The organism is Geomicrobium sp. JCM 19039, assembly GCF_000698145.1.
In the GTDB taxonomy this organism is placed as follows: Bacteria; Bacillota; Bacilli; order Bacillales; family Marinococcaceae; genus Geomicrobium_A.
In genome coordinates this window covers 134,005-158,909 of record NZ_BAXB01000007.1, presented here as the reverse complement: position 1 = coordinate 158,909, position 24,905 = coordinate 134,005, and the positions used below count along the sequence as shown (strand labels likewise).

Genomic DNA, 24,905 nt, shown 5'->3' with positions numbered 1-24,905 from the left:
ATTTAACTGCGATCGGTAGGCAATCCCTTCAAACCAATTATAGAATTTCTTTAACTTAACTTATCTATATAGAATGAACTTAACATTTTCCTGATTTGCGCTGTTGGGTTGGAGGGGTATCGGGGTGCCATCTTGCGCGCAGTTTGTTCCAACTGGAGCGCAGATTCGATGCCCATAATCGAGCAAGCTGTCAGCCCCAGCGTGGCAGAAGCCAAATCGAACTCGGTTCCGCGCGGCTCACGCCGACGTCTTGCTAGGTTTTTGGCTTGGAAATGCAAAGGATGGTTCTCTGAACCGTTGCCTCAGGGGATGGCGGCACATGCGGTCAAGACGAATGACCGTTCTGCGCGCAAGTTTGAGCTTTTCACTAATTTTAGCGCCGATTTCGCCAAACTTGCGCGCAGATTCCAGGCTGAAGTGCCAACGACACGTCGGCCCCAGCGGGGCCGAAGCCAAATCGAACTCGGTTCGGCGCGGCTCGCGCCGACAGAATGTGGGTACTTTGTGGCGGGGATGCATAGGTGACCCGGTAATCTGTTCCCAAGATTGTCCATTCTATATAGATCGGTTTTGCACGATTTTCTGCATCTGCGGCGGTGAAAATCAATCATATTGGGAATTTCTAGGTGATTCGTAATCTAAATCGCTTTGAACATCGCAGTTTACCTGATCGTCGACGATTTATGAACGTTCGCTTCTACACTGAACTTCAACTTTGTTTATTTATAACCAAACTCAAGAGCTGGCAACCAAAGGTGCCGATGGTAAACCGAACGACCCTGTGCTGACATGTTGTTGGCTCTTCTGATTAGAAAGGAGGAGTACAACCTTAAGAACAAGTGGACTTCTTCATTTCATCCTAATATAGATTACTGAAATTCAGTGAGAAACAACTAACCCTCATTCGTCACTATCGAATGGGGGTTAACACGCCGTTTCTATAAGCTATTAAACGAACTGCTCCACAGATACATCGGACTGTCTGACGCCGATGTTCTGCTCATACCAAACGGCAAACACGTACAATACCCAGATTTTTCGGCTGTGGTCAGCAATGCCTGCTTGATGTTCTTCGACGAGCTGTTTGGCATAGGCAAGGTTCACGTAGTCGCCAACACCTGCTTCGTAAATTTTTTCGAGGCATTGCTCTCCACGCGACCCTCGCAACCAATCACGCAACGGGACAGGAAAACCGAGTTTCGGGCGATGGAGTACATGGTCAGGCACAAGATCGGCAAATGCTTCTCGAAGTAATGCTTTCGTCGTCTTTTTTGTGACGAGCAACTCCGTCGGAATGGTTTTCGCCACATCGTACACCTCTTTATCCAAAAACGGCACCCGAAGTTCAAGGCTATGAGCCATTGACATCCGGTCTCCTTTCGCTAATATATCGCCAGGGAGCCAGAAGTTTTGATCGATATATTGCATCTGTCTAACAGGATTGAGATGAGTGACTTGTTCATAATATGGAGCGAGTAAACCCTCGATCTTATGATGAAACAAACGTTTGTTTAAGATGATTTCTTTATCATCGGTAAAGATTTTTGCGTTTCCTACGAAGCGCTGTTCAATCGGTGTCATCGCCCGCGTAAGATAGTTTTTTCCATAGAATGAGGGTAGGTGGCTTAACACCTTCTGGACGGATCGTTTCATTACCCCTGGTAACCAATTCACTTTGGAAAGTGCCATCGGCTCTTGATAAATCCGGTAACCGGCAAACAGCTCGTCCGCTCCTTCACCAGACAGAACGACGGTTACTTCCCGACTCGCCATTTCACATAATGCATAAAGAGGTACAGCGGAAGGGTCGGCAACCGGCTCGTCCAGCTTTTGAATCACTTCTTCTGCTAACTGGAAAAATTCCTCCTCACCGATGATTCGCTCATGATGATGAGTGCCGAGTATTTTTGCCGTCTTTCTAGCAACGACACATTCATTTTGCTCACCTTCAAAGCCGACAGAAAACGTATGAAGGGGCCCTAATTCTCGCATAAGCGCCGTGATGATGGTGGAATCAATGCCACTGGATAAAAAGCTACCAATTGGAACGTCACTTTGCATGTGTAGACTGACGGATGACTCCATCACTGTTCGAATCCGTTCTTTCCATTCTTCCGATGAGTATGAAGCCGCTTCGTGTTGTGTACACGGTTGCCAGTAACTCTCGACGCTCACTAATCCATTTCGTTGGACGTGCATTAAGTGCCCGGGTTTTAACGAATTGATACCCGTTGTCATCGTTTCAACTCCCGGAACATATTGAAGTGTAAGATAGTGAGACAAACTTTCATGATTCACTTGGACGTCACGATCCATAACACTCGCTAAACTACTCGCTTCAGATGAAAATAACATTCGCTCTCCGTCCCGTGTATAGAGAAGAGGCTTGATGCCAAACGCGTCTCTTCCGGCGATAAGCACTTCGTTTTCGTCATCCCACAAAAGAAAAGCGAACATCCCCCGCAGTTCTTTAACGAAGTCACTTCCGTACTCTTCATATAAATGTACGATCACTTCCGCATCACCATTCGTGGCGACTGGTGACCTTTCGCTTCCAAGTCCAACCGTAATGAACGATAGTTGTATATTTCGCCGTTACAAACCAGGCGCAATGTGCCATCTTCATTTTTGAGTGGCTGTATCGCTCCTTCTGTATCAATAATGGCAAGACGACGAAAGCCGAACCCGACGGGTTGTTTTACCCACACCTGGTCATCATCCGGTCCCCGATGATGCATCCTTTCATTCATCGCATAAAGATCTTTTACATTGATCGCCTCATTTTGAAAAGAGATCATACCGTTAATTCCACACACTTCGCTTGTCCCCTTTGCACTAATTTGGCACGGTTGCTTCCTTCCATTCCCAACTATCGACCAGTTGTTCTTCGATGTGTAATCTTCCCTCTATCGCTTCGATCGTTTCTGCAATGGATGTGATTGCAATCGTATACTCGTCGTATTCAATCAAGTAAGCGTACCCTCGCTCATAATCTTGGTAATCAATCACAGTTCCTCCGAGATTTTCAAAAGGATTGTCTGAATAGCTTTCTACAGGTGTATCAATTTCATTCGCATACGCATCAAAATCATCGGTTTCATCTCCATTAAAAACTTGAACATGGATCGGATCCGCACGAATTTCTTCACCGTCCTGAACGTCAGTATCAACCGATTCTGGTAGGTAAAACGAGAAAGGTAAGTCTTCATCATCAACAAGCTTTTGCCTTACATCTGATGGCATGCCTTCTTGTTCAATCGTAATTTCTCGTTCATCAGGTCGCTCAGAAAGACCGTACGTTGCAGGTATTTCCGCAGGGGGACCCTCGGCAGGAAGTTGTGTTGATGAATACTCTGGACGAACAGACTCTGGAACGACGGTAACGAGCGTAAATATGAGTGCTCCAATAAGGACTGCTCCACCACCAAGACCAAAGATCATCTGCTTCCTTCGCCGTTTAGGCGCGTGGGATCGCTGTCTTTTGCGGGCATCGCTAATCCCTTCCAACGCACTTGCATACGTTTTTGTTTTCAACGATTCTGGCGCCCCAATTCGCTGCTTAATCAATACATCCCAATTACGCATCACGATCGCTCCCCCTTTCTGCCATCCGCTTTCGCAATGCTTTACGTGCTCGGTGTTGTAAAGCCTTCACAGATAAACTTGATTTGTTAATGACGGCTGCTGTTTCTTTGATGGTCAGTTCTTCAATGTAACGACAGTGAATCACCGTCTGCTGATCGATCGAAAGCTCTCGCATACACATGACCAATTCATCGAATTCACTTTTATCAACAATCGCTTTCTCAATCGAATATTCCTCTGCAGAGGCCATTTCCATTAAAGCTTCCGATTTATTGTTTTTATTTTTTTTTGTAATAATCAATCACGCAATGACGACTAATCTTAAACAACCACGTCTTAAAGCTGCTGTCGCCACGAAACGTATGCAGGGCACGAGCCATTTTCAAAAACACATCTTGTGTAATTTCCTCTGCATCATGATAATTGTTGGCGCTCATGTACGCATACTGAAAGATATGATCAACATAACGATCATGCAATGTTTTAAGTGCGCCATCATCCCCAGCAAGAGCCGCTTCAACGCAATGAAAATCATCCATAGCCTTCACCTCAAATTGCCTTCTCATAAGTAATAGACTGTTCTTAACACTAAAGAGATACGGGTAAGATTAAAATTTTTTCAATCAGTCTGAGACCTTCTCTGAAGTACAAATGTGATAAAATACAGATTAGCATGTATATTGCTTCAATAATGGTGAGGTGGAACGTATGATGAAGTTTGATCCAATGTATTATCCATATCATTCCAGAAGAAGTTCTGTCTATAGTCAAAAAGGAATGGTCGGCACGTCGCAACCTCTAGCGGCTGAGGCCGGCATGGAGATGATTCGAAAAGGGGGAAATGCTGTTGATGCAGCGATTGCAACGGCAGCTGCACTCACGGTCGTTGAACCGACGTCCAACGGGATTGGCGGCGATTCTTTCGCCATAGTGTGGATGGATGGGAATATGTACGGAATGAACAGCAGCGGTCGGGCACCTGAGGCCATTTCCATTGAGCGTGTGAAAGATTTTGGACATACAGAGATGCCTCAAAAAGGCCTTATTCCCGTCACTGTTCCTGGTGCACCGAGCGGATGGGTTGCACTGTCCGAGCGGTTTGGGAAACTTTCATTGGAAGAAGTCCTTGCCCCAGCCATTTCGTATGCTGAAGGTGGCTTTCCTGTTAGCCCGGTCGTTTCTCATCACTGGAAACGTGCGGTGCGTTCCTACCCGGCTGACAATCCAGTGTTTCAACCGTGGCATGATACATTCACAAAAGACGGGCGAGCACCAGAGCCAGGTGAGGTATGGACATTGCAGGACACGCCGATACCCTTAGAAAGATTGCAAAAACGAATGGGAGAGCGTTTTACGAGGGGGAGCTTGCTGAAGCGATTGACGCGTTTTCTACGGCTCATGACGGGTTTATTCGTAAATCAGATTTGGAGAGTTTCCAAACGGACTGGGTAGATCCAATTTCAGTGAATTATAAAGGGTACGACGTTTGGGAATTGCCACCAAACGGGCAAGGCATCGTCCCACTCATTGCTATGAATATTCTAAATGGCTTTGACTTACCGGCAAAAGAAACCGCACAAACGTATCATACACACATTGAAGCACTCAAACTCGCTTTTGCTGATGGCTTTGAATACATTACCGACCCAGAACATATGAAGATCGACCCGTCGTTGTTGCTTAAGGAGGAATATGCTGAAAAGAGACGGGCGTTGATCGGCCCAGAAGCGGCCGAACCTGTTGCAGGTGAACCCGCTCGTGGGGGTACGGTTTACATGACCGCGGCCGACGGCGATGGCAACATGGTTTCTATGATTCAAAGTAATTACGCAGGCTTTGGGTCCGGCGTTGTGATTCCAAATACAGGCATTAGCTTGCAAAACCGCGGATGGGAATTTAAGTTAGACCCAGACGCTGCCAACGCATTAAAAGGTGGGAAGCGGACGTACCACACGATCATTCCGGGATTCTTAACGAAAGGTCGCGTACCCGTCGGACCCTTTGGCGTTATGGGTGGGTATATGATGCCGCAAGGTCATTTGCAAATTCTAACGAACAGCATCGATTATGGATTTCATCCGCAAGCAGCTTTAGATGCCGCTCGCTGGAAGTGGACCGGTGGAAAAACCGTAGAAGTCGAAGCCAGCTTTCCTACAGAGATTGCAAGACAGCTAGAAAGAAAAGGACATATCATTAAACCGACACTTGAAGGGGGCAGTTTCGGACGTGGTCAGATCATTTGGCGCGACCCGGATACCGGCGTGCTCGTAGGTGGTACAGAACCCCGTGCAGATAGCCATATTGCCATATGGTAAGATGAGCTTCTGCTAGCCATACTCAACAACGAAGGCAAGGGGGCATCCCCTTGCTGTTCATCGTTAGAAAGGATGCAATCCTCATGAATTTACAAATCCAATGGAAGATCTTCATTGCAATGGCACGGGCAAATGCCCTCGGATATGGCGGGGGACCCGCGACGATCCCACTCGTACATAAAGAAATCGTCGAAAAATATCGCTGGATGGACGATGAAGAATTTACAGAGGTGGTCGCGCTCGGAAACACATTACCAGGCCCAATCATTACGAAACTCTGTGGGTACATTGGCTATAAAGTAGGTGGGATTGTCGGCATGATAAACGCCGTGTTAGCCACCGTCTTGCCGACCGCCATCCTTATGCTCATCCTTGTAGGTACACTGACAACATTCAGGGAAACGCCGATCGTTCAAGGCATGACGAATGCAATTATGCCAATTGTAGGTGTGCTCTTGTTATCCTTAACGTACAACTTTTTAAAACAATCCACACAGAAAGCCGGATTCTTCCTGACCATTGTTTTGACGGTCATCAGTCTATTATTATTTGAATGGCTAAATTTGCATCCCGCAATTCTTATCGTTTCATTGATTGCGATTGCCTTCGCACAGAAACCGAAACCACAACCTGCTAGAAAAGAGGAGGCGTAATCAATGCTAACGGACTTATGGAACTTATTTCTTGCCTTTTTCATTCCGGGTATCGTTGGTTATGGTGGCGGTCCAGCATCCATCCCACTCATTGAGCATGAAGTTGTACATCGTTACGGTTGGATGAGCACTCAAGAGTTTGGCGAAGTTCTCGCGCTCGGAAACGCCATTCCAGGGCCAATTGCCACAAAAATGGCTGCTTTTGTCGGTTGGGAAGTCGCTGGTATTCCCGGCGTTCTTGTCACCCTGCTCGCAACAGTTGGTCCGTCGCTTGCGCTCATGATGCTTTTGATGAGTATCCTATTGAAATTTAAAGACCACCCCCGAGTGAAAAACATGACGAACTATATCCGTGCCCCAATTGCGGTTCTTCTCGGCGTACTTACGTATCAGTTTTTCTTCATGTCTTGGGAAGGGAATGGAATGTGGCAAACGGTACTTTTGGTTGGCACTGCGCTATTACTCTTAGAGAAATTCAAGGTTCACCCTGCAATCGTCATCGTTAGCTCACTTCTGTATGGTGCGATTTTCTTATCATAAATAAAAATAGGTAATAAGAACTATATCAAAGACCGGTTCTGTTGGTATTTTATGGTAAATAATCCCTCCTCAATTCGTTTTGATTTTCAGACTATTGTATGGTTTAATAGAAAGTGAGTAAGCCATTCTTGAATATATTTTTATTCACTAGGGGAGCCGGCACCGGCTGAGAGAAGCAATGTTTCGACCCTTTGAACCTGATCTGGATTATACCAGCGTAGGGAAGTGGAGCTTGTTTTAACCATGCTCTGTTTTCTATGCAGAGCTTTTTTTATTGCTCTCATAGAGAATTGAACGCCGGTGCCTCACTGTGAATCAAAACACTTATGGAGGGATTCTGTAATGTCATTTACTGAAGAATTACGTAAAGAATGTGCCCCTGTTTTTGAAGCAATCTTTGAGCATCCGTTCGTGCAAGGAATCGGAAACGGCGACCTTCAACCCGGTCAACTGACCCATTATGTAAAACAAGACTTTGAATATTTGAATACGTTTATGCAAATTTACGGACTGGCGATTAGCCGCTCAGAACGAAGAGAAGATATGCAATTGTTAAATGAACAAATTTCTTTCGTACTAAATGATGAAGTCCATCCGCACAACAATTTCTGCCAAGTCGCTGGTGTAAACTACGAAGACTTGCAGTATGAGCCTCTCGCACCAACCGCTCATCACTATACTCGGCACATGTTGGATGTGGCTCACCGTGGGTCGTTTGGCGAAATAATTGCCGTCCTCCTTCCTTGTCCTTGGACGTACTACGAAATTGCGGTTCACTTGGACGAGACGAAAAAGCCGGATAAAAACCACCCGTTTTATGATTGGATTTCTTTTTATAAAGAAATGGGTGACGGCGTTACGATGGCCTTTCGCGATCGTCTAGATGAATACGCCAAGACCGCTACCGATGAAGAAAAGACACGGATGCGCGATGCCTTTTTAAAAAGCTGTCAATTAGAGTGGCAGTTCTGGCAAATGGCGTTTACTGAAGAAAAGTGGCCCGTACAAATATAATTTAGGAAAGCCAGAATGGGTACATTACCCATTCTGGCTTTTTGCGAGCATTCAAATCCGACCGACTCGTTCTACTCCGATTATGCTAGGGTGAAGGGACGCTTCTACACGGGATTTTTGCGTTTTTGCAGCCGTTTCGGTGATGTGCACACTTCCGGCAATGCGCCCCGCCGCAAATGAACCGCCCTCTACTTTGCCCCGCCAGTCTTCTTATTTTTTCTCCAGTAAATAAAAATAGCAAGCCCTATTAGAAGTAAGGGGACGAGCACTGGAGACAGACCAATGACGAATACCACTACGCCTGAGACGATTGACATGAGCACGTTAATCGTGTCGGTAAACATATTCGACGCTTGTCCCCACGTGTTTAAAGAGGTTTGATCGGTCAACGTTGAACCTGCGGTCTCGCGCACGTTAATGTTCACCAATGCGTACGTGACTTGATGGTCCAAGTAATTGATGCGACCTTGAATCGTTTCAATTTGCTCTTGCGTGTTCGCCAGATCATTCGAGATGGAAAGCAAGTCTTCTGTCGTATCTGCATCTTCCATAAACACGAGCTGCCGTTCTTCAACAGCTTCATGGGACCGAAGTCTTGACTCTAGATCGACGTACTCTTCTGTCACATCTTCCCCTGTTGTCATTCGCTCGACGACTTGTAAACTGAGGGACTCTACCTGATCCAAGAATGGTGTAAAGTTCTCTTCAGGCACTCGCACAGCAAATGTTCCGCTCACTTCACCGTCTCCTTCATCTTGGACAGACGACTCCACAACAAAGCCATTCAATTCGTCAATGGATTGCTGAATCTGGTCTTGAGCTTCTTGGAACCTTTCAACGTCAATAATGAGGTGACCGTTATATACGATCATTCGCTCTGCCGTATCAATCGCTTCCACTTCCGCTTCATTTGCAGCCGAGTCTTCCATGGCTTCACCATCGTCCAACTCCACCTCCGACTCTGCATGATCTTGAGCAACATCCGCCCCACTATCATCTCCTGTTTGAATTAGATCTGCCGATTCCTCATTTTGGTTATCACTACACGCAACAACAAAGGCGAAAAATAGAAAAACGAGCATCATTTTATCTTTCATCTTTTGACCCCCTTCTCTTTCCTTCTTTGTCGTTGCCCGCCATTATTTGTTTCAATTATTTGAAAATATGTAAAAAAACCTGATAGGGGAGAACTCCCCTATCAGGTCTTCACGTTTAAGGTTCAGGTCCTTCAAAACGAAGCAATCGGTCATCTTCATCGATCGGATCGCCTCGTCCATCCGTATTGTTCGTAATCACATAAAACATGTTCTCGTTTTCGTCATATACGACATCGCGCCAGCGTCCTTCTCCTTCAAGGATTGTATCTGTTGTGTCGTCGTCCACATCAAAGCGAATCAACTGTTCACCCGCAAGCGCAGCTACATAAAATGATTGCTCACCAACCATCGCAGCTCCTGACGGAGCCCACGTCTCTTCACCAGAGTTCATGACTGCCGTTTCCATGCCTTCTTCGGTTTCATCACCAACAATTTCTGGCCACCCATAGTTGTTTCCAGGTTCAATGTGATTAATTTCGTCATTCGCCGTAGGACCATGTTCTGTGCTGAACAGTCGGTCATCATCTGTCCAATCCAACCCTTGTGGGTTTCGATGACCGTAAGAATACAAGTAAGAATCATCAAATGGATTACCTTCGGCTACCGTACCATCGAGGTCCATACGCAAAATTTTACCCGCTAAGCTGTCCGTGTCCTGGGAAAGCTCTGGATCTTTTGCATCACCTGTCGTCGCGTACAAATACCCGTCTGGACCGATCGCAAGTCTACCCCCGTTGTGCGTTGTGCTCCTGGAATGTCTTCTAGCAGGATATCGATCTCTTGCCATTCATCACCGTCGCGTTCAATCTCAACAATCCGATTATTAATGCCATCGGTCGCTGCATACGTATGGTAGATGATCGCTGTATTCTCATCTTCTGGGTGCAACACCATGCCGTGAAGACCGCCTTCACCTTCTTGGTGAACTTCCTCGTCTAGCGCGAGACTCATTGGCGTCGTTTCTCCGTCGGTAATTTCAATAATTTGTCCTTCTCGCTCAGTAACATATACTGTGCCGTCATCAACGAGTGTAAGATCCCACGGGGCAGCTAAGTTCTCTGCCAGTGTTTCATAGTCTCCAGCCATTTCATCTTCGTCAATGTCTTCATCATCTGCAGGTTCAGGGTCACCTTCAGTCGGATCATCTTCACCCAATTCATCGGAACCACTGTCTGTCATCTCTTCGCTTTCTTCCTCTTGCGGTTCTTCTGGTGAACATGCACCTAACATCAGCACACTTGCACCGAAGATCATTGTATATTTTTTCAAGCTATGACGCCCCTTTTTCTAGAAATCTATTCTCCTGTACCCCGTACAAAAGAACTTCAATCTAAAGATCAGGGCGACATCGGTTTACACTCGGTAATACTTCCAGCTGCCATTCTCTTCGTGACGAGCGATTTGCTGTTTATCCCGCAAATACTCGAGGTGGGCAAGTGTCTCACCGATAGCGAACCTTGTTTCGTGAACGGTGAGTACTTTAGGGAATAACTTCGCACAAACATCATGTACAACGACAGGCTCTTTCACATACTCATACACTCGTTCTAGTCGCTCATCATGATGAGCAGCAATTTCATCGATTCGCTCGTTGGCACCGTGAAACGGCTTCCCGTGTGATGGAACAACCAAATCTGCGTCAAGTTTCTTTATTTTTTCTAATGATGTGAGATAGTCTTTCAGCGGGTTATCTCGACCATGAAACCAATACGAAATATTCGGCGTAATTTTTGGTAGCAGATGATCAGTGGATAACAGCATATTTCGTTCACGATTGTACAAAACGATTAGGCCATCTGAATGACCCGGCGTAAAGATCGCCTCATACTCAAATCCGCCGAGCACGAACCGCTGTCCTTCTACAATGTGATGATTGATCGTTGGCAAAGGGTTAATTCTCGGTATAAAAGAAGCGGTATTTTCTTTCATCTCTTGTGCATCGTGCTCTGGAATTCCTGCAAGCAAATAGTACGCATACATTTCATCAAGAAATTCCGGCGTCCATGCATTCAATCCAGCCTTAGCGTCGGTCTCTGTCATCCACACTTGCGCCCTGTTTTTTGTTGAAGCGCACCTGCGTATCCGAAATGGTCGGGGTGATAGTGCGTAACAATGATATTGGTAATATCTTTTCCTTTCAGTAAAGGTGCCCAAGCGGCAACGGTTTCATCGTTATGAAGACCAGCATCAATAATTGTCCACCCCTCTACCCCTTCTGCAAGAAATACATTCACATGGTTTAGTCGCAGCGGCAAATTCAATCGTAGCGATTGGATTCCTAACTCCTCCAACATCGGTTCTCTCTCCTCTCGGCTTTGGCAAGCGAGCGCTCGCTCACTATAGATTCATGATGCGAGGCACTCTCTTCTGAGAGCACCTCAGCTTAACTAATTGTCAGTTAAATGGGCTCGTTCTTCATCAGAAAACACCCGTGAACGGACGAGAAAGCGCTTTCCTTCAGGGTTTTCCAGAGAGAACATGCCACCTCTCCCTTTCACCACGTCAATGATGAGTTGCGTATGTTTCCAGTACTCATATTGGTCTTTAGAAATATAAAACGGGGCATCTCCTAAATCCCCAAGGTAAATATCATGTCTACCCGGATTAAATTCCTTTTGTGAGAAGCACATTGGAGAGCTGCCATCACAACAACCTCCCGATTGATGAAAAATGACAGGTCCGTGCTTGCTTTTCAGGTGGTTGATGAGGTCTAGCGTCACTTCTGTCGCTTTCACCTTCTCAACGTGCACGAAGAACCCCTCCTTTTAGAATAGGCCTGCAGGTTGTTCACTGTAGCTTACGAGCAGGTTTTTCGTTTGTTGATAATGCTCTAACATCATTTGGTGATTCTCTCGACCAATTCCCGATTTCTTATAACCACCAAACGCGGCATGGGCAGGATAGACGTGGTAACAATTCGTCCACACCCGTCCCGCTTGAATTGCACGACCAAAGCGATACGCCGTATTCATATCTCTTGACCATACGCCTGCTCCAAGTCCGTAAAGCGTATCATTGGCAATTTCCAACGCTTCCTCTTTTGTTTTGAATGTAGTGACGGACACAACCGGACCAAAGATTTCTTCTTGGAAGATCCGCATTTTGTTATGACCTTTATAGATCGTCGGCTCAATATAATAACCGGTGCTCCGCTCTCCTTGTACTTCGATGCGGTTGCCGCCGGTAATGAGCTCGGCCCCTTCTTGCTTCGCAATATCAAAATATGACAGAATCTTCTCAAGCTGTTCTTCTGACGCCTGTGCACCGATCATTGTTGACGTATCCAACGGGTCGCCGGCAATAATCTCTTTCACACGCTTGAGCGCTCGGTCCATAAACTCATCATAAATGGACTCTTGGATGAGCGCACGAGATGGGCACGTACACACTTCCCCTTGGTTCAAAGCAAACATGACAAAACCTTCAACCGCTTTATCTAAAAACCCATCGTCTTTATCCATTACGTCTTCAAAGAAGATATTCGGCGACTTCCCTCCTAATTCCAACGTAACAGGAATAATGTTTTCTGATGCGTATTGCATGATCATCCGGCCGGTCGTCGTCTCCCCAGTAAACGCGACCTTATCAATCCGATCACTTTGCGCTAACGGTTTACCTGCTTCCAAACCAAAGCCTTGTACGACATTGAACACACCTTTAGGCAACAGATCTTCCATGATTTCCAGCCAGACACCAATAGACGCAGGGGTCTGTTCTGCTGGCTTCAAGACGACACAGTTTCCAGCAGCTAGTGCAGGAGCGACCTTCCAAGTCATCATAAGAAGCGGGAAGTTCCAAGGGATGATTTGCCCGACAACACCTAACGGCTCATGGAAATGGTACGCAACGGTATCTTCATCAATTTGTGAAATGCCGCCTTCCTGAGCGCGAATCGCACTTGCAAAATACCGAAAATGATCAACCGCGAGCGGGATATCTGCTGCGAGCGTCTCTCGTACTGGTTTCCCGTTATCCCACGTCTCAGCAACCGCCAACTTCTCTTTATTTTCTTCCATCCGATCAGCAATACGATTTAAGAGTAATGCTCGCTCTGTGACTGACGTAGCGCTCCAATCCGCTTTCGCCTCATGGGCAGCTTCAATGGCTCGCTCCACATCCACTTCCTTAGATCTGGCAATCTCCGTGAAAACTTCACCTGTGACAGGACTAATATTCTCAAAGTATTCACCGTCGGCAGGCGCTGTCCATTCCCCGCCAATAAAATTCTCATATCGCGACTTAAACTGGACAACTGCGCCTTGAGTACCTGGTTGAGCGTATTTCATTATGATAACCCCCTAAATTGTAATCGCTTTCAAATTCCTATACCTTATTTATTCTAGCTATCCAATCCATATCCTTTATTTCTGTAATAAAAAACCGTCACGAGCTTGGACCCGACGGTTACAAAACATGGTATGATTGCGATAATGCCCACTTGAAAGGAACCTGATCGCAATGGACGTCGCTACCATTACACTTACAATTGCGATGATGGGCCTGATTATTCTTTTTGGTACGCTCGTCGCCATTCGTATGACCGTGACAGAAGACACCAAAAAATTACTGATGGCTGTCATTATCAACATCGCCGTTCCGTTTATCATTTTGAATGGTGTATTCAACACTGAAATTACTGACGAAGTTTTGCAACAAGTATTCATCGTCTTTATCGTTTCAATAATTTTTAATAGTTCCGCCATTATCTTTAGTATCATCGTTTTGAGAATGTTTAGGTTCCAATGGTCGAAGGCAAAAAAGCTGTCGCTCCTTGCCGCTATTGGCAACACCGGATTCATTGCCATCCCGTTGTGCGCTGCCATATTCGGACCGATTGGCGGGCTACTTGCTGCTGTATTCGATGCCGGTTTAGATGTAATTTTATTCACTTTAGGTGTATTCATTCTCCAAAGCGATAACCAAAAGTTCTCACTTCGGCAGCTCAAAGAGCTGATTAATATGCCAGTCATTGCGATTGCCATTGGACTCACTTTCGCCGTTTCTGGGTTAGAGGCGCCTCGGCTTTTTCAAGATCTAGCCGGAATGTTATCTGGTTTGGCTGCACCCCTGGCTATGCTTTATATCGGGTTTTTATTACCGCCATTTTTTCGCCAAAATCAGCGCATTCTTTACCGCGACATTCAATATCCACTCTTTATCCGGTTGCTGTTCATTCCGAGCGTCATGATTTTACTCTTATCCTTTTTAGACATGGATCCGTTCTTGCGGCAACTGTTTGTGATTCTCTCTGCAATGCCGACATTTATGCTTGCACCTGTCATTTATAGTCGCTATACGAATGAAGAGGACACAGCCGCAATGACAACCGTCGTTTCAACACTCTTGTCGCTCTTTACGATCCCACTCATCACTTGGGTCGCTACTTTACTCTTTTCGTAAACCCTATAAGAGGAGGTACTAGGTTTGGACATCGCATTCATCTATCTACCATTATTCATCGTACTTATCGTATCTGTTTACACTGACCTGAAGTACCGCCTCATCTACGACAAATGGACGTTGCCAAGCATGGTGTATTTTCTAGTGGCGAATGCTATTCTTGATTTTTCAAACGTCCATATGTATGTGCTAGGAGGGATCCTTCTCGGAGGCATTCACCTCCTGCTAGCCATTGTGAGCAGAGGTCAAGTTGGCGGTGGAGATATTAAATTATTTACTGTCATCGGGTTAGCTTTAGGATTAAAGGCGGGAATGGGCGTCGTGTTTGCCACGTACCTGATCGCTGGTTTATGGGCGATTCCATACTTAATTTATCAGTCGTTTATCCTTAAAAACAAAGAAGTAACTATGATTCCTCTTGCACCGTTTATTGCCGCCGGGACAGCATGTTACCTCGCTATTTTACTTTGGGTATAGTGCAAAGAAACCGAAAATGGTATGCCCCTTTTCGGTTTCTTCATTTAGAATGTATGAATTTGTACTTTCATTTCAGTACTAAACCGTTCGCATTACACCCGCTCTTCCTTTTTATATTCCGTAGGAGTGCTCCCTGTATACCTTTTAAAAATCTGACTAAAATATCTCGGATTATTTCCAAATCCAACTTCCTCTGCCACCTCAAACACTTTCCGATCTGTATTCATATATTCCATTGCCATCTCCATCCGCCGTTCCATGAGATAATTCGTATAGTTCATCCCCATTTCTCTTTTGAACACTTTCCCTAAATAATCTGGATTCATGAAGAACACTTCTTTAGCGACTCTAAGCAACGATAATGATTGATCCTGAAGGTGCTGCTCTGTATATGCAATGATTTCCCTCACTAGATGGTTTTTCGTCAAGCTGTTCTCACGAACAACCTTCATGACATGTTCCATCATGTACTCTTCTACTTTCATAACATCACGCTCAATTGCATCAATGCCATTAATCGTCGTCAACAATTCTTCTTTTTCATCATGGTTGGAACGAAATGATACTGACCATAGCAGGCTTTTGCATTTCATGAGAATGAACCGGTCCGAAAACTTAGACGTGCTAAGCACATGGAAAAATTTGTGCATCGCGCGTTTGACATTATTTATATCCATCGCCCGTACCACTTCTATCATATTTTCATACTCCCAAATGACTTGCTGCTGATCAAACTTCGTTACTGCTGCACTTGTTAACTCATGGTAAAGAATCACTCTGCTTTTGCTGTTCATGTAAAACCGGTAAGAAAACGCTTCCAAAACCTTGTTATATTCGATTGCTAGCCTTTCTATACGACTCACTTGACTAATTACAGAAATTACAGCACTTTCAACCTGCACTTCCCACTCTTTATGAGAAGTTCGAATGACCCCCTGTAAATGCTGTTCAGGACAATCGCTAATCACAACAATTACTTTACCCGAAACAATTGCTGATGCATAAAAAGATGTGCTGTCTGCGAATTGCTTATCCATTAGTTGTTTTAATTTTCGGCGTTCAGTATGAGCATCTTTTGAAGGAATCTCACTGCATATGATTCTAAACTTCTCATTTCGGGAAGCAGTTTTTAATAAACCATGATCAAAAGAGGCGGAATTTAGTAAGAGTTCGCGCACTTGCTGCTCTTTTGCCTTCGGTGTGATTTGATCAATGTATTCTTGTACTTTTTCCTTCTCTTGAAGGTCCGTGACGACTTGTCGAAGCGCCTCCTCAATCTTCTGTTCATTGCAAGGTTTTAATAGATAGTGTTTTACACCATACTTCATCGCTTGTTTGGCATAGGCAAAATCATCGTGGCCGGAAAGAACAATAAATTGAACCTCGGGAAAAAAATAATATGTTTTCTCTATCAATTCCAGACCATTCAACCCAGGCATCTTAATATCAGTAATTACGATGCGCGGACGCTCAGACTCAATCATCTCTAAAGCCATTTGCCCGTGATACGCTTGATCTTTGCACTTTGTTCCGCAGCGTTCCCAGTCCACCATCTTCGTAATTCCTTCTACAATATGAACCTCATCGTCAACGACAAGCACATCATACATGTACAATTCACTCCTCAATGAATGGAATAGTTACGAACAAGGTAGTCCCTTTGCTTTCTTTACTTGTGATAGTAATGCCGTAATCATCACCATACAAGAGTCGAATCCTTTCATGAATATTGTTTAGGCCAATGCCTGTCCCTTTTGATACTACCGTCCCATTCAGGATTTGTTCGATTTTCTTAGCAGATATTCCCACTCCGTCGTCCCTCACATAAATCATTAAGTCGTTTCCATACCTCTCAATGTAAACCTCAATTTTACAAGGTTCAATCATCTCTTCCAACCCATGCTTAATGGCATTCTCAATGATTGGCTGAATGGTCAGTTTTGGAATGGAAGCTTTCTTCAACTGCTCTTCACAGTAAAGCCGAAAAACCAAGCGCTCATTGTATCTTGATTGCTGAATTGTAATATAGCTTTCGACAATGGCAAGCTCTTCACCAACTGTAATTAGAGGCCCCTTTTTGCTAACCATTCCTCTCATCATGCTGCCAAGCGCTTCTGCCATCTCAGCTATCTTCTTCTGGTCACTCACTTTCGCCATCCAATGAATGGAGTCTAACGTATTATAGAAGAAATGCGGATTAATTTGCGCCTGTAAAGCACGATATTCGGTCTCTTTAATAATTAGCTGCTTTTCATAATTTTCTTTAATTAATGAGTTAATTTTATCAACCATCACATAGAAATTCTCTTGAAGATCACCAATCTCATCTTTTAAAAATTCTTGGTTATGGTCAGGAACCACCTCGAAATTACCTTCTTGTACTTTTTTTACATTTTTTGTTAATCGTTCAATAGGTTTCGAAATGGCTTTCGCTGATTGCCGGCTAATAAAGATCGTGACAATTACCATAAAAAAGATGTATAGAAAAATCATCAATGATATGTACGCTTTTTGATCATTGATGTTATCCAATTCCACAATATTAAAATAACTCAAGTTAGAATGCTTTGAAGAGAGTTCAATAATAAAAAATTCCTCATTATTAATCGTCGCAATCTCGTAACTTTCAATTGGAGGCATTGCTAACAGCTCTTTTATTTCTCCTGATTCCATCGTGCTGGAATAGATAAGATCTTTATCATCTGCAATAACAAAGTTTTGCTCCGGCGCAAAGTTCAGCGCTGCTGAGATGAGGTCATCCACATCAATATATACATATAAAAACCCTAGATGGTTTAATGATAGATTCTCACGTTTTTTAATTTCCCTAGCGGAAATTAAAAACCTTGATCATCTACACCTTGCCAAACATTTCTACCACCGACATTGCGGATTTCGTGATTTACCCATTGGTAATCAATATTCAGATTCGTCCACATCCCAGCTGAAATTAGACGGCCGTTTGAGTCCATAATCTGAGCAGAATTAAAATAATGTTCTTGATTAATAAAGAAGGTAAGCCTTTCAATGAGGTTCTCCCGGGTGCGGAAATAATTATAGTTACGGATAGGCATATCAATTCGATCCATGATGACTTGCATCGTCGGATCGGTAGCAACTTGAAATGTAAAATCTTCAATATAATTCAATTCTCTATCCAAAACATTCGCAGAGACTCTAAGATTATTTTCGGCTTCCTCATACACTTTATCATTATATAAACTTGATAAAAGATGAAAAATAACAAGTCCACACACACCAAAAATAATCATAAAAACAACACTAATGGAAAAGAGCTTATATCTTATTTGCGTAAACTGATTAAATAAGCTTGTTGGATGGAGCTTTTTAAGCAATTTTTTTAACCATCGCCACGTTTTCATTCCCATAAAGATCATCCTGTATAATTTAGTAACCTCACGAACGTACAAACCAACCTTTGCTCTCAGCTTCCCCTCTTGATCATTTATATATCTTCGAATCACTTGTTGGATGATGGATGCCAAGAATTGCTGAAACACGATAGCTAAAACGATAGGGAGGGCAGTAGCCGGCGGAAAATAAACGACAGCTAATGCTGCACCAACCTGTGTTTCTTATCCCACAAGAGAACGTTACCGCAGCGAGCACGGATGAATGCCACTTAAAAAGGATGGATGCTAAGAATCCAATTGTATACCCAAGGCAGGCAATGCCGAGCACCGAAAGGAACAACTGAATGGTATTTAGATCAATCGTTGATAAATAGGGAGATACGACTGCACTGTTAATTAGAATTAACAATAGCATTGCCAGCTTGGATAGAGGTGAAGTGTAGACTGAAAGTTGCTTTGTAGCTGCAGGCAACCTTCTCGTTACCCACAAACCTAAAATGGACGGGAAGACAATCATTAAGAAGAGACTGCGACCATGCCGACAACATCAATTGATACGCGAGCCCCTAACAATAAAAGTATAGTCACAGGCAGTAATATTGGAGAAAGAAGCGTATTAATGAGTACGATAGAAAGAGCTGTTCCGATATTACCTCCGCTCATTCGAACCCACATGATGGTCGCAACGCCCGTAGGAATCGTAAAGGCAATCACAATACCCGCAAGCAGATCAACAGAGTGACTGTAATAAAGCGTTCCTACTGAAAAGGCAATAAGCGGCATAATCACTTGAATAATGACAAGAGATATAATAATAGGTAAAGGATTTAATACAGATGATTTAATGTCTTGATATTGAATTCCTAAGCAACCCGAAAAACAAATAAATGCAAAAATAAACATAATTGCCGCCGATAACGAAGCGGCTCCTTGCAATCCTGTCACGCCTAGAATGACAATCACCGGAATCATATAAGGCATAAATTTCATTAGCCAACGATCAAATGCAAAAACCATGGTGTATCGCTCTTCCTTGTTGTTAGATTTGCTGGCCGATTTTTACGTAATCCACTTCCTTTAGTTGCTCACCTTTGCTTTCAACTTTCTCTATCGTTCTGAATGCCAACCATACATTAAGGTGAATGATGAAACTGACCGCAAATAAAGGAATAAAACCCGGAAAGCTTATAAAAAAAGTAGTATACAGACACAGCCGACAAAATCATGAGTGCCGTTTGACCGAGATGCAAGATACTCAGTGCCGAAGCATATTGTATATACTTCTTAAACTCTAAATCGTAGTGTACGTAAACCGGAAAGATGTATAAAGCAATAAAAATAAACATCAATGCAATGATCGTACTGAAAACTTGCATTCCCATATGGAACATATCATCAAATAACCTAAAATAGTTTATATTAAAGTAGACGACAAAACCAATCGCAAGAAGCATTAGAAACAGAGCATTAGCCTTAATAAACTCTGCTTTATACACGTTCCAAAAGGTTCGAAATAACGGAAAATCCTCTTCACCAAGCTTTGTTTTCCTTGCAATGGCATACACCGCAACCGTACTTGGACCGATACCAAAAATTATACCTCCGAGTAGCGAACAAAACAACCACATGACGTTTAAATAGAAGAAATAACAAATCCATTGACAAAGTGTATAGATAAATACAAACAACCTGCCCCCCGTCATGGGACCACCTCCTATTTTTGATGCACGTCTCGCAAATTGATTGTCAGAATGTCATCGACGTTGATCGGTTGGTTCATTGTGGCTGATTTCCAGACCGCCTCTCCTGTCGCAACAGCATAAGCACCATCTTCACTGCCCGACAAGACATCATACGGTCTGTGTGGATCTTCCCCTAAGAATAAGTCCTCTTGAATGACAGGATCACCACCTCCATGCCCACCTTCTCGTTCGACTACATGAATCGTCTCTTTTGCTCCAAATAGCGGGAAATAGTCGATCGTCTGCCTTGGCGTTGGAAAAGGGACACGGGACGGAGCGTGATACTCCATCGTTTCAATTCTGCCCTTTGTCCCATTAATTGCCAGTCGATAGCCTTCATATGGCAGCGAGAAATTAATGGAGTAGCTTAGTATTGCCCCACGATCATATTTCACTGTAGCTGTATATGCATCTTCAATGTTAATCTCAGAATCATAGATGCACTGGTCAGGTCGATAATTCGAATAGCCATCACGTGATCGTTTATTCATTGATATGTGGTCATCTTGAACTTCTTGAGAATTACTTCTTGAATTCCAGCGTGTATAGTACGTGCATCGTTGCCTTACCTGACACGTTCCACAAAACCTGCCATCTTCTTTCTCTGGATTGTGTTCGCTATTGTCGCCATAATAGAAGCGATCTCCATAAGCAAACACTTGCAACGGGCGCTGGTCCAACCACCAGCTGACGAGATCAAAGTGATGAGAGCTTTTGTGAATCGATAAACCTCCTGAGCGTTCACGTAAGCGATTCCATCTTTGAAAGTAACTTGATCCATGAAACGTATCAATGTACCAGTTCAAGTCTACTGAAGTAATCTTTCCAATTTTTCCTTCAAGCAACAATTCCTTAATCTTTAAATGATAAGGACTGTATCGATAATTAAACGTCACGATTACCTTACCCTTACTTTGTTGCTCTGCTTTGACAATTCGCTCACTATCTTCCGCCGATGTGGCAAGCGGCTTTTCAACAATAACATCCAAATTTAGCGATAGAGCTTCTAAAATGTACTCCACATGTGTATCATCCCTGCCGGCAACGATAACGACATCAGGTTTTTCCTCCTGTACCATGAACTCAAACTGATGATTTTCATAGGTTGGTATCGCTTTCGTTTCAGGTATCCTCTCTGCACACACGTCAAACCTTTTTGCATCAATATCTAATAAACCCACCAACTGGCAGTGACCAGCAAACCGATAAATCATCGGAGCTATAAACATGGAAATTGCTCGATTGCTAACACCGCACACTACATATCTCTTCATTATTAGACACTCCTATTTCGCATCGTTTAACTTTTTAGACCGCTCGTACTAATTCCTTCCACAATGTAACGTTGGAATATGAAGAAAACGACAATGATAGGTAATAAACTGAGTGTTGTCATGGCAAACAACGCTCCCCAGTTCGTCACGGAGTCAGGATCGGCAAACAAATTCAACGCAAGTGATACTGGATACTTTTGCGGTGTTTGCAAATAAATTAACGGAGACATAAAGTCATCCCAACGCCAGTAGAACGAGAAAATCGCCGCTGTCATCATTGCCGGCACAACCAGTGGCAAGATGATCCTAAAAAATATTGAAATACTGTTACACCCATCGATCATTGCAGCCTGATCCAATTCTTTCGGAATGGTACGAATAAATTGCATGATTAAAAAGATGAAAAACGGAACGCCGAAGAACGAGGGTAGAATGAGTGGTAAATAAGTGTCTATCCACCCAAACCAATTGAACATAATGTATTGCGGAATCATGACCATTTCGAAAGGCAGCATCATCGTGAGCATCATTACAACGAACCAAAACCTCTTGCCTTTGAAATTAATCCGTGTAAACCCGTAAGCGACAACTGCGGAGAATAACACACTTCCAACAGTTGCTACAGTTGCAATGAAAATCGAGTTCATAAAGAAGGTTGAAAACGTTATGCCGCCAAACCCTTCCCAACCAACGATATAGTTTTCAAAGTTCCACTCCGATGGAATGATGTGATGTGGATTGATAAACACTTGCGAACTCTCTTTAAATGAACTGCCGGCCATCCAGACAATTGGATAGAGCATAACCGCTGTAAAGGCAATTAACAGAGTGTGCTGAATGATCTTTTTTAAACGAACCTTTTTTTTATGCTCCATTCCTAAGCTCCACTCCTTTACTTATCTTCATAATGAACCCAGTATTGAGAACTTTTAAATATAATCGCTGTTAATATTGCAATAATGACAAGCATTACCCATGCAAGTGCTGCAGCATAACCCATGTTGAAATATTCGAACGCTTGGCGATACATATACAAGATGTATAAGAGTGTGCTGTTTATAGGGTCCCCTGCAGTTACTACGTAAGCCGGTGTAAATGCCATAAACCCTTGAATGGTCTGCATAATTACATTGAAGAGGATAACGGGTGTCAACATTGGTAAAGTAATTTTAAAGAACTGCTGAATAGGCCTTGCACCATCGACAGCAGAGGCTTCATAGAAACTCGTCGGAATATTGCGTAAACCTGCAAGAAAGATCAACATTGAAGACCCGAACTGCCAGCCATATAAAATCACGAGTGTCCAAATCGCTGTATTGGGATCACCTAGCCATGAATGTGTCGGCAAGCCGAGCATAGACAAAACTCCGTTAACTGCCCCTTCATTTCCAAACAGCTGACGCCACATAATGGCAACACCAACACTTCCGCCTACAACGGACGGAAGATACAATAAAGTCCGATAAACTCCTACCATTTCAATGACTTTATTAAGAATTATGGCCACAAACAAAGCGAATATAAGACGAAGTGGAACTGCAGTGCCTGCATAGAAAAACGTAACTTCCATTGACTGCCAAAACATCGCGTCGTTGTTGAACATATGGACGTAATTACCAAAACCGATCCATTCCGGAGTTCCGCCCATCGAATAATTTGTAAAGGAGAGATACAGTGAATACAATATTGGGAACATCGTAAGTAAGATGGTTCCAATGACAAACGGTGATAAGAATATGTATCCTACACCATTTTGCAAGTCTTTTCTAGGTCTCTTATTTTTCCCAAAACCGAACCGCCCTTTTAAATTCCGATTTGGAGGAAGGCCGGTATTCTCTTGTAATCTAGCTTGGTCGTCCATGTGAGATTGTGACACGTTGTTCACCTCTTAGCCTATTAAATTCATTGTCTAACTACCAAGCTCACGAGATTGATTGAATGCGATCCTGCTATAAAGAGCAGAACCGCACCTTTTTATATTAGTTCCCAAGAATTGCGTTCGCCTCTTGCCTAAATTGGGCAGCGCCTTCTTCCGGCGTCATTTGCCCATAAATTACTAGCTCATCAACATCCTCAAGAGCATTTAAGACTTGCGCGGCTTGTGGTGGATAATTTGAATCGACGGGTGTACTGTGGTCCGTCACGTAGGAAATAAAGTCAAATACTTTTTGGTCTGTCTCATTAAGATCGCTTCTCATCTCCTCTTGAATGTCTTCATTAATAGGCACACCGCGATCAGATCCTACCACATCGAAAACTTCAGTTTGGTTCGTGTAAAAATCAATAAATTTTGCCGCTTCCTCTTTATGCTGAGAATTCTCAGCGATTGACCAGAGCATGGAAGGCCTCAAATACATTGCCTCATCATTGTTATCACCGGGTAAAATCGCAAGTTCAATATTTCGATCATCCCCTGCAGCAGACGCAATGGTATTTAATTGGTTTGTCCACCGAAAGTTAATGGCTGCCGTGCCGTGTACAAGTAGTTCGTCTTCCAGCCCTTGAATTTCTCCAATAACATCATAGCCGGGAGCCACTCCGTCATCCACCATTCGCTTATTCATCGTCAAATACTCCACAAAAAGTTGGTCATCTTCATACCCCAGGTCTGTCCCATCTTCATTGAACAGACGCTTACCGTTATCTCGAAGATAGTATTCAAACATATTTCCCGGCTCCATTAACCGCATCCCGTAATTCCCTGTATACTCATGGACCGTCGTAGCCATGTCAATCATGTCTTCCCACGTCCAGTCCTCATTCGGAAGCTCTGCACCTGCAGATTCAATCATGTCCGGATCATATAGCCCCGCCAATGCGTTCATACCTGTCGGAAGCCCGACCAATTCCCCATCAAATTCACCAGATTCTAACACCGTTTCACTGACTGCACTGACATTAATCGTTCCGTCATCAATGAAAGGCTGCAAATCCGCTAACTGCCCTTGAGAAGCATATTGATTTACGAATTCCCCATGATTTTGCTGCATAATATCCGGGAGATTCCCACCAGCTGCTTGCGTTGCCATCTTCTCAAAGTACCCATCAAACCCTGCAAAATCTGGCTGAATTGACACGTGAGGGTTCTCACTTTCATACATTTCAATGATTTCATTTGTCATATTATGCCTTTCTTGTGACCCCCACCACGACATGCGTAGCACTATTTCCTCTTCACCTGCAGTTGCTTCCGTCTCGCTTCCGTTATCAGTGTCCCCTCCGCACGCGGCAAGCAGTGCAGCTGCCATAACCGAATATAATGGCACTTGATAGTTCCTTTTCACACCCTTCACACTCCCTTAAATGCAGTTTTGAAAGCGCTTTCCTTTATATCTTCATTCTAATTTTTATTCTGAAAATTTTAAATTTAAAAACCCGATCTTTTCATTCAAAAAACAGACATGTTTGAAACAAAACAAAAAAGCGACAGCGAT

General features: G+C 43.7%; 22 protein-coding genes, 3 pseudogenes and 1 riboswitch. Of the genes and pseudogenes, 6 read left to right on the top strand and 19 right to left on the bottom strand.

Annotated elements, in window-relative coordinates:
- Positions 1-948: 948 nt before the first annotated feature.
- The 4 genes and pseudogenes from asnB to JCM19039_RS09395 form a co-directional block, all read right to left on the bottom strand.
- Positions 949-2,738, bottom strand: a pseudogene (gene asnB / locus JCM19039_RS09410) (asparagine synthase (glutamine-hydrolyzing)).
- A gap of 97 nt (positions 2,739-2,835) precedes the next feature.
- Positions 2,836-3,588, bottom strand: a complete 753-nt coding sequence (locus tag JCM19039_RS09405; protein ID WP_152550154.1) for a hypothetical protein — start codon at positions 3,586-3,588, stop codon at positions 2,836-2,838.
- A complete protein-coding gene (locus JCM19039_RS09400; RefSeq protein ID WP_042426333.1) occupies positions 3,578-3,841 on the bottom strand; it encodes an RNA polymerase sigma factor in 264 nt (87 codons plus the stop codon). Before JCM19039_RS09400 ends, JCM19039_RS09405 begins: the two co-directional genes overlap by 11 nt.
- A 22-nt stretch (positions 3,842-3,863) precedes the next feature.
- Entirely contained in the window at positions 3,864-4,124 is a 261-nt protein-coding gene (locus JCM19039_RS09395) for an RNA polymerase sigma factor (protein ID WP_042426331.1), read from the bottom strand.
- A gap of 277 nt (positions 4,125-4,401) precedes the next feature.
- On the opposite strand from JCM19039_RS09395, the pseudogene JCM19039_RS25380 reads away from it, so the two are divergent.
- The 4 genes and pseudogenes from JCM19039_RS25380 (at position 4,402) to tenA (ending at position 8,107) form a co-directional block, all read left to right on the top strand.
- Positions 4,402-5,900 (top strand): annotated as a pseudogene (locus tag JCM19039_RS25380) (gamma-glutamyltransferase family protein).
- Positions 5,901-5,983: 83 nt separating this feature from the next.
- Complete coding sequence (locus tag JCM19039_RS09385; protein ID WP_042426445.1) at positions 5,984-6,553, top strand: chromate transporter; 570 nt, start codon at positions 5,984-5,986, stop codon at positions 6,551-6,553.
- 3 nt (positions 6,554-6,556) lie between these two features.
- Positions 6,557-7,093, top strand: a complete 537-nt coding sequence (locus JCM19039_RS09380; protein WP_042426328.1) for a chromate transporter — start codon at positions 6,557-6,559, stop codon at positions 7,091-7,093.
- A gap of 139 nt (positions 7,094-7,232) precedes the next feature.
- A riboswitch (TPP riboswitch) is annotated at positions 7,233-7,334 on the top strand.
- 101 nt (positions 7,335-7,435) lie between these two features.
- The gene (gene tenA / locus JCM19039_RS09375) at positions 7,436-8,107 is read left to right on the top strand and encodes a thiaminase II (protein WP_042426325.1); all 672 of its coding nucleotides are present in this window, start codon (positions 7,436-7,438) and stop codon (positions 8,105-8,107) included.
- Positions 8,108-8,295: 188 nt separating this feature from the next.
- On the opposite strand, the gene JCM19039_RS09370 is transcribed toward tenA, so the two are convergent.
- The 6 genes and pseudogenes from JCM19039_RS09370 to JCM19039_RS09350 form a co-directional block, all read right to left on the bottom strand.
- Positions 8,296-9,204 (bottom strand): DUF4349 domain-containing protein, encoded by a 909-nt coding sequence (locus JCM19039_RS09370; protein WP_052398671.1) that lies wholly within the window; start codon positions 9,202-9,204, stop codon positions 8,296-8,298.
- 115 nt (positions 9,205-9,319) lie between these two features.
- Positions 9,320-10,290: pseudogene (locus JCM19039_RS25375) on the bottom strand (sorbosone dehydrogenase family protein).
- A gap of 267 nt (positions 10,291-10,557) precedes the next feature.
- The gene (locus JCM19039_RS09360) at positions 10,558-11,244 is read right to left on the bottom strand and encodes an MBL fold metallo-hydrolase (protein WP_307190217.1); all 687 of its coding nucleotides are present in this window, start codon (positions 11,242-11,244) and stop codon (positions 10,558-10,560) included.
- Complete coding sequence (locus JCM19039_RS27265; protein WP_307190216.1) at positions 11,241-11,498, bottom strand: MBL fold metallo-hydrolase; 258 nt, start codon at positions 11,496-11,498, stop codon at positions 11,241-11,243. Before JCM19039_RS27265 ends, JCM19039_RS09360 begins: the two co-directional genes overlap by 4 nt.
- Before the next feature lie 93 nt (positions 11,499-11,591).
- Positions 11,592-11,954 carry a DUF779 domain-containing protein gene (locus JCM19039_RS09355; RefSeq protein WP_042426322.1) on the bottom strand — a complete coding sequence of 121 codons (363 nt, stop codon included), beginning with the start codon at positions 11,952-11,954 and terminating at the stop codon, positions 11,592-11,594.
- 15 nt (positions 11,955-11,969) lie between these two features.
- Positions 11,970-13,490, bottom strand: a complete 1,521-nt coding sequence (locus JCM19039_RS09350; RefSeq protein WP_042403967.1) for an aldehyde dehydrogenase family protein — start codon at positions 13,488-13,490, stop codon at positions 11,970-11,972.
- A gap of 172 nt (positions 13,491-13,662) precedes the next feature.
- On the opposite strand from JCM19039_RS09350, the gene JCM19039_RS09345 reads away from it, so the two are divergent.
- The gene (locus JCM19039_RS09345; RefSeq protein ID WP_042426320.1) at positions 13,663-14,604 is read left to right on the top strand and encodes an AEC family transporter; all 942 of its coding nucleotides are present in this window, start codon (positions 13,663-13,665) and stop codon (positions 14,602-14,604) included.
- A 24-nt stretch (positions 14,605-14,628) separates the two neighbouring features.
- Entirely contained in the window at positions 14,629-15,081 is a 453-nt protein-coding gene (locus tag JCM19039_RS09340) for an A24 family peptidase (protein WP_042403964.1), read from the top strand.
- Positions 15,082-15,173: 92 nt separating this feature from the next.
- Here JCM19039_RS09340 and JCM19039_RS09335 read toward each other — a convergent pair whose 3' ends face one another.
- The 9 genes from JCM19039_RS09335 to JCM19039_RS09295 all read right to left on the bottom strand — a co-directional run bounded on the left by JCM19039_RS09335 (position 15,174) and on the right by JCM19039_RS09295 (position 24,755).
- On the bottom strand, positions 15,174-16,691 hold the full coding sequence (locus JCM19039_RS09335; protein ID WP_042426318.1) for a response regulator: 1,518 nt from the start codon (positions 16,689-16,691) through the stop codon (positions 15,174-15,176).
- Between the two features lie 7 nt (positions 16,692-16,698).
- Entirely contained in the window at positions 16,699-17,844 is a 1,146-nt protein-coding gene (locus tag JCM19039_RS09330; protein WP_052398668.1) for a sensor histidine kinase, read from the bottom strand.
- 74 nt (positions 17,845-17,918) lie between these two features.
- Positions 17,919-18,470: a cache domain-containing protein gene (locus JCM19039_RS09325; RefSeq protein ID WP_042426315.1), complete on the bottom strand. Its 552-nt coding sequence runs from the start codon at positions 18,468-18,470 to the stop codon at positions 17,919-17,921.
- A gap of 501 nt (positions 18,471-18,971) precedes the next feature.
- Complete coding sequence (locus tag JCM19039_RS09320) at positions 18,972-19,472, bottom strand: hypothetical protein (protein ID WP_042426311.1); 501 nt, start codon at positions 19,470-19,472, stop codon at positions 18,972-18,974.
- A gap of 116 nt (positions 19,473-19,588) precedes the next feature.
- Positions 19,589-20,158 carry a YesL family protein gene (locus JCM19039_RS09315; RefSeq protein ID WP_042426308.1) on the bottom strand — a complete coding sequence of 190 codons (570 nt, stop codon included), beginning with the start codon at positions 20,156-20,158 and terminating at the stop codon, positions 19,589-19,591.
- A gap of 11 nt (positions 20,159-20,169) precedes the next feature.
- Positions 20,170-21,471, bottom strand: coding sequence for a Gfo/Idh/MocA family protein (locus JCM19039_RS09310; protein WP_042426307.1), 1,302 nt, complete (start codon positions 21,469-21,471; stop codon positions 20,170-20,172).
- A 26-nt stretch (positions 21,472-21,497) separates the two neighbouring features.
- On the bottom strand, positions 21,498-22,346 hold the full coding sequence (locus tag JCM19039_RS09305; RefSeq protein ID WP_042403954.1) for a carbohydrate ABC transporter permease: 849 nt from the start codon (positions 22,344-22,346) through the stop codon (positions 21,498-21,500).
- A gap of 17 nt (positions 22,347-22,363) precedes the next feature.
- Entirely contained in the window at positions 22,364-23,347 is a 984-nt protein-coding gene (locus tag JCM19039_RS09300; RefSeq protein ID WP_238544984.1) for a carbohydrate ABC transporter permease, read from the bottom strand.
- Between the two features lie 103 nt (positions 23,348-23,450).
- On the bottom strand, positions 23,451-24,755 hold the full coding sequence (locus JCM19039_RS09295) for an ABC transporter substrate-binding protein (RefSeq protein WP_052398667.1): 1,305 nt from the start codon (positions 24,753-24,755) through the stop codon (positions 23,451-23,453).
- Between the last annotated feature and the right edge of the window lie 150 nt (positions 24,756-24,905).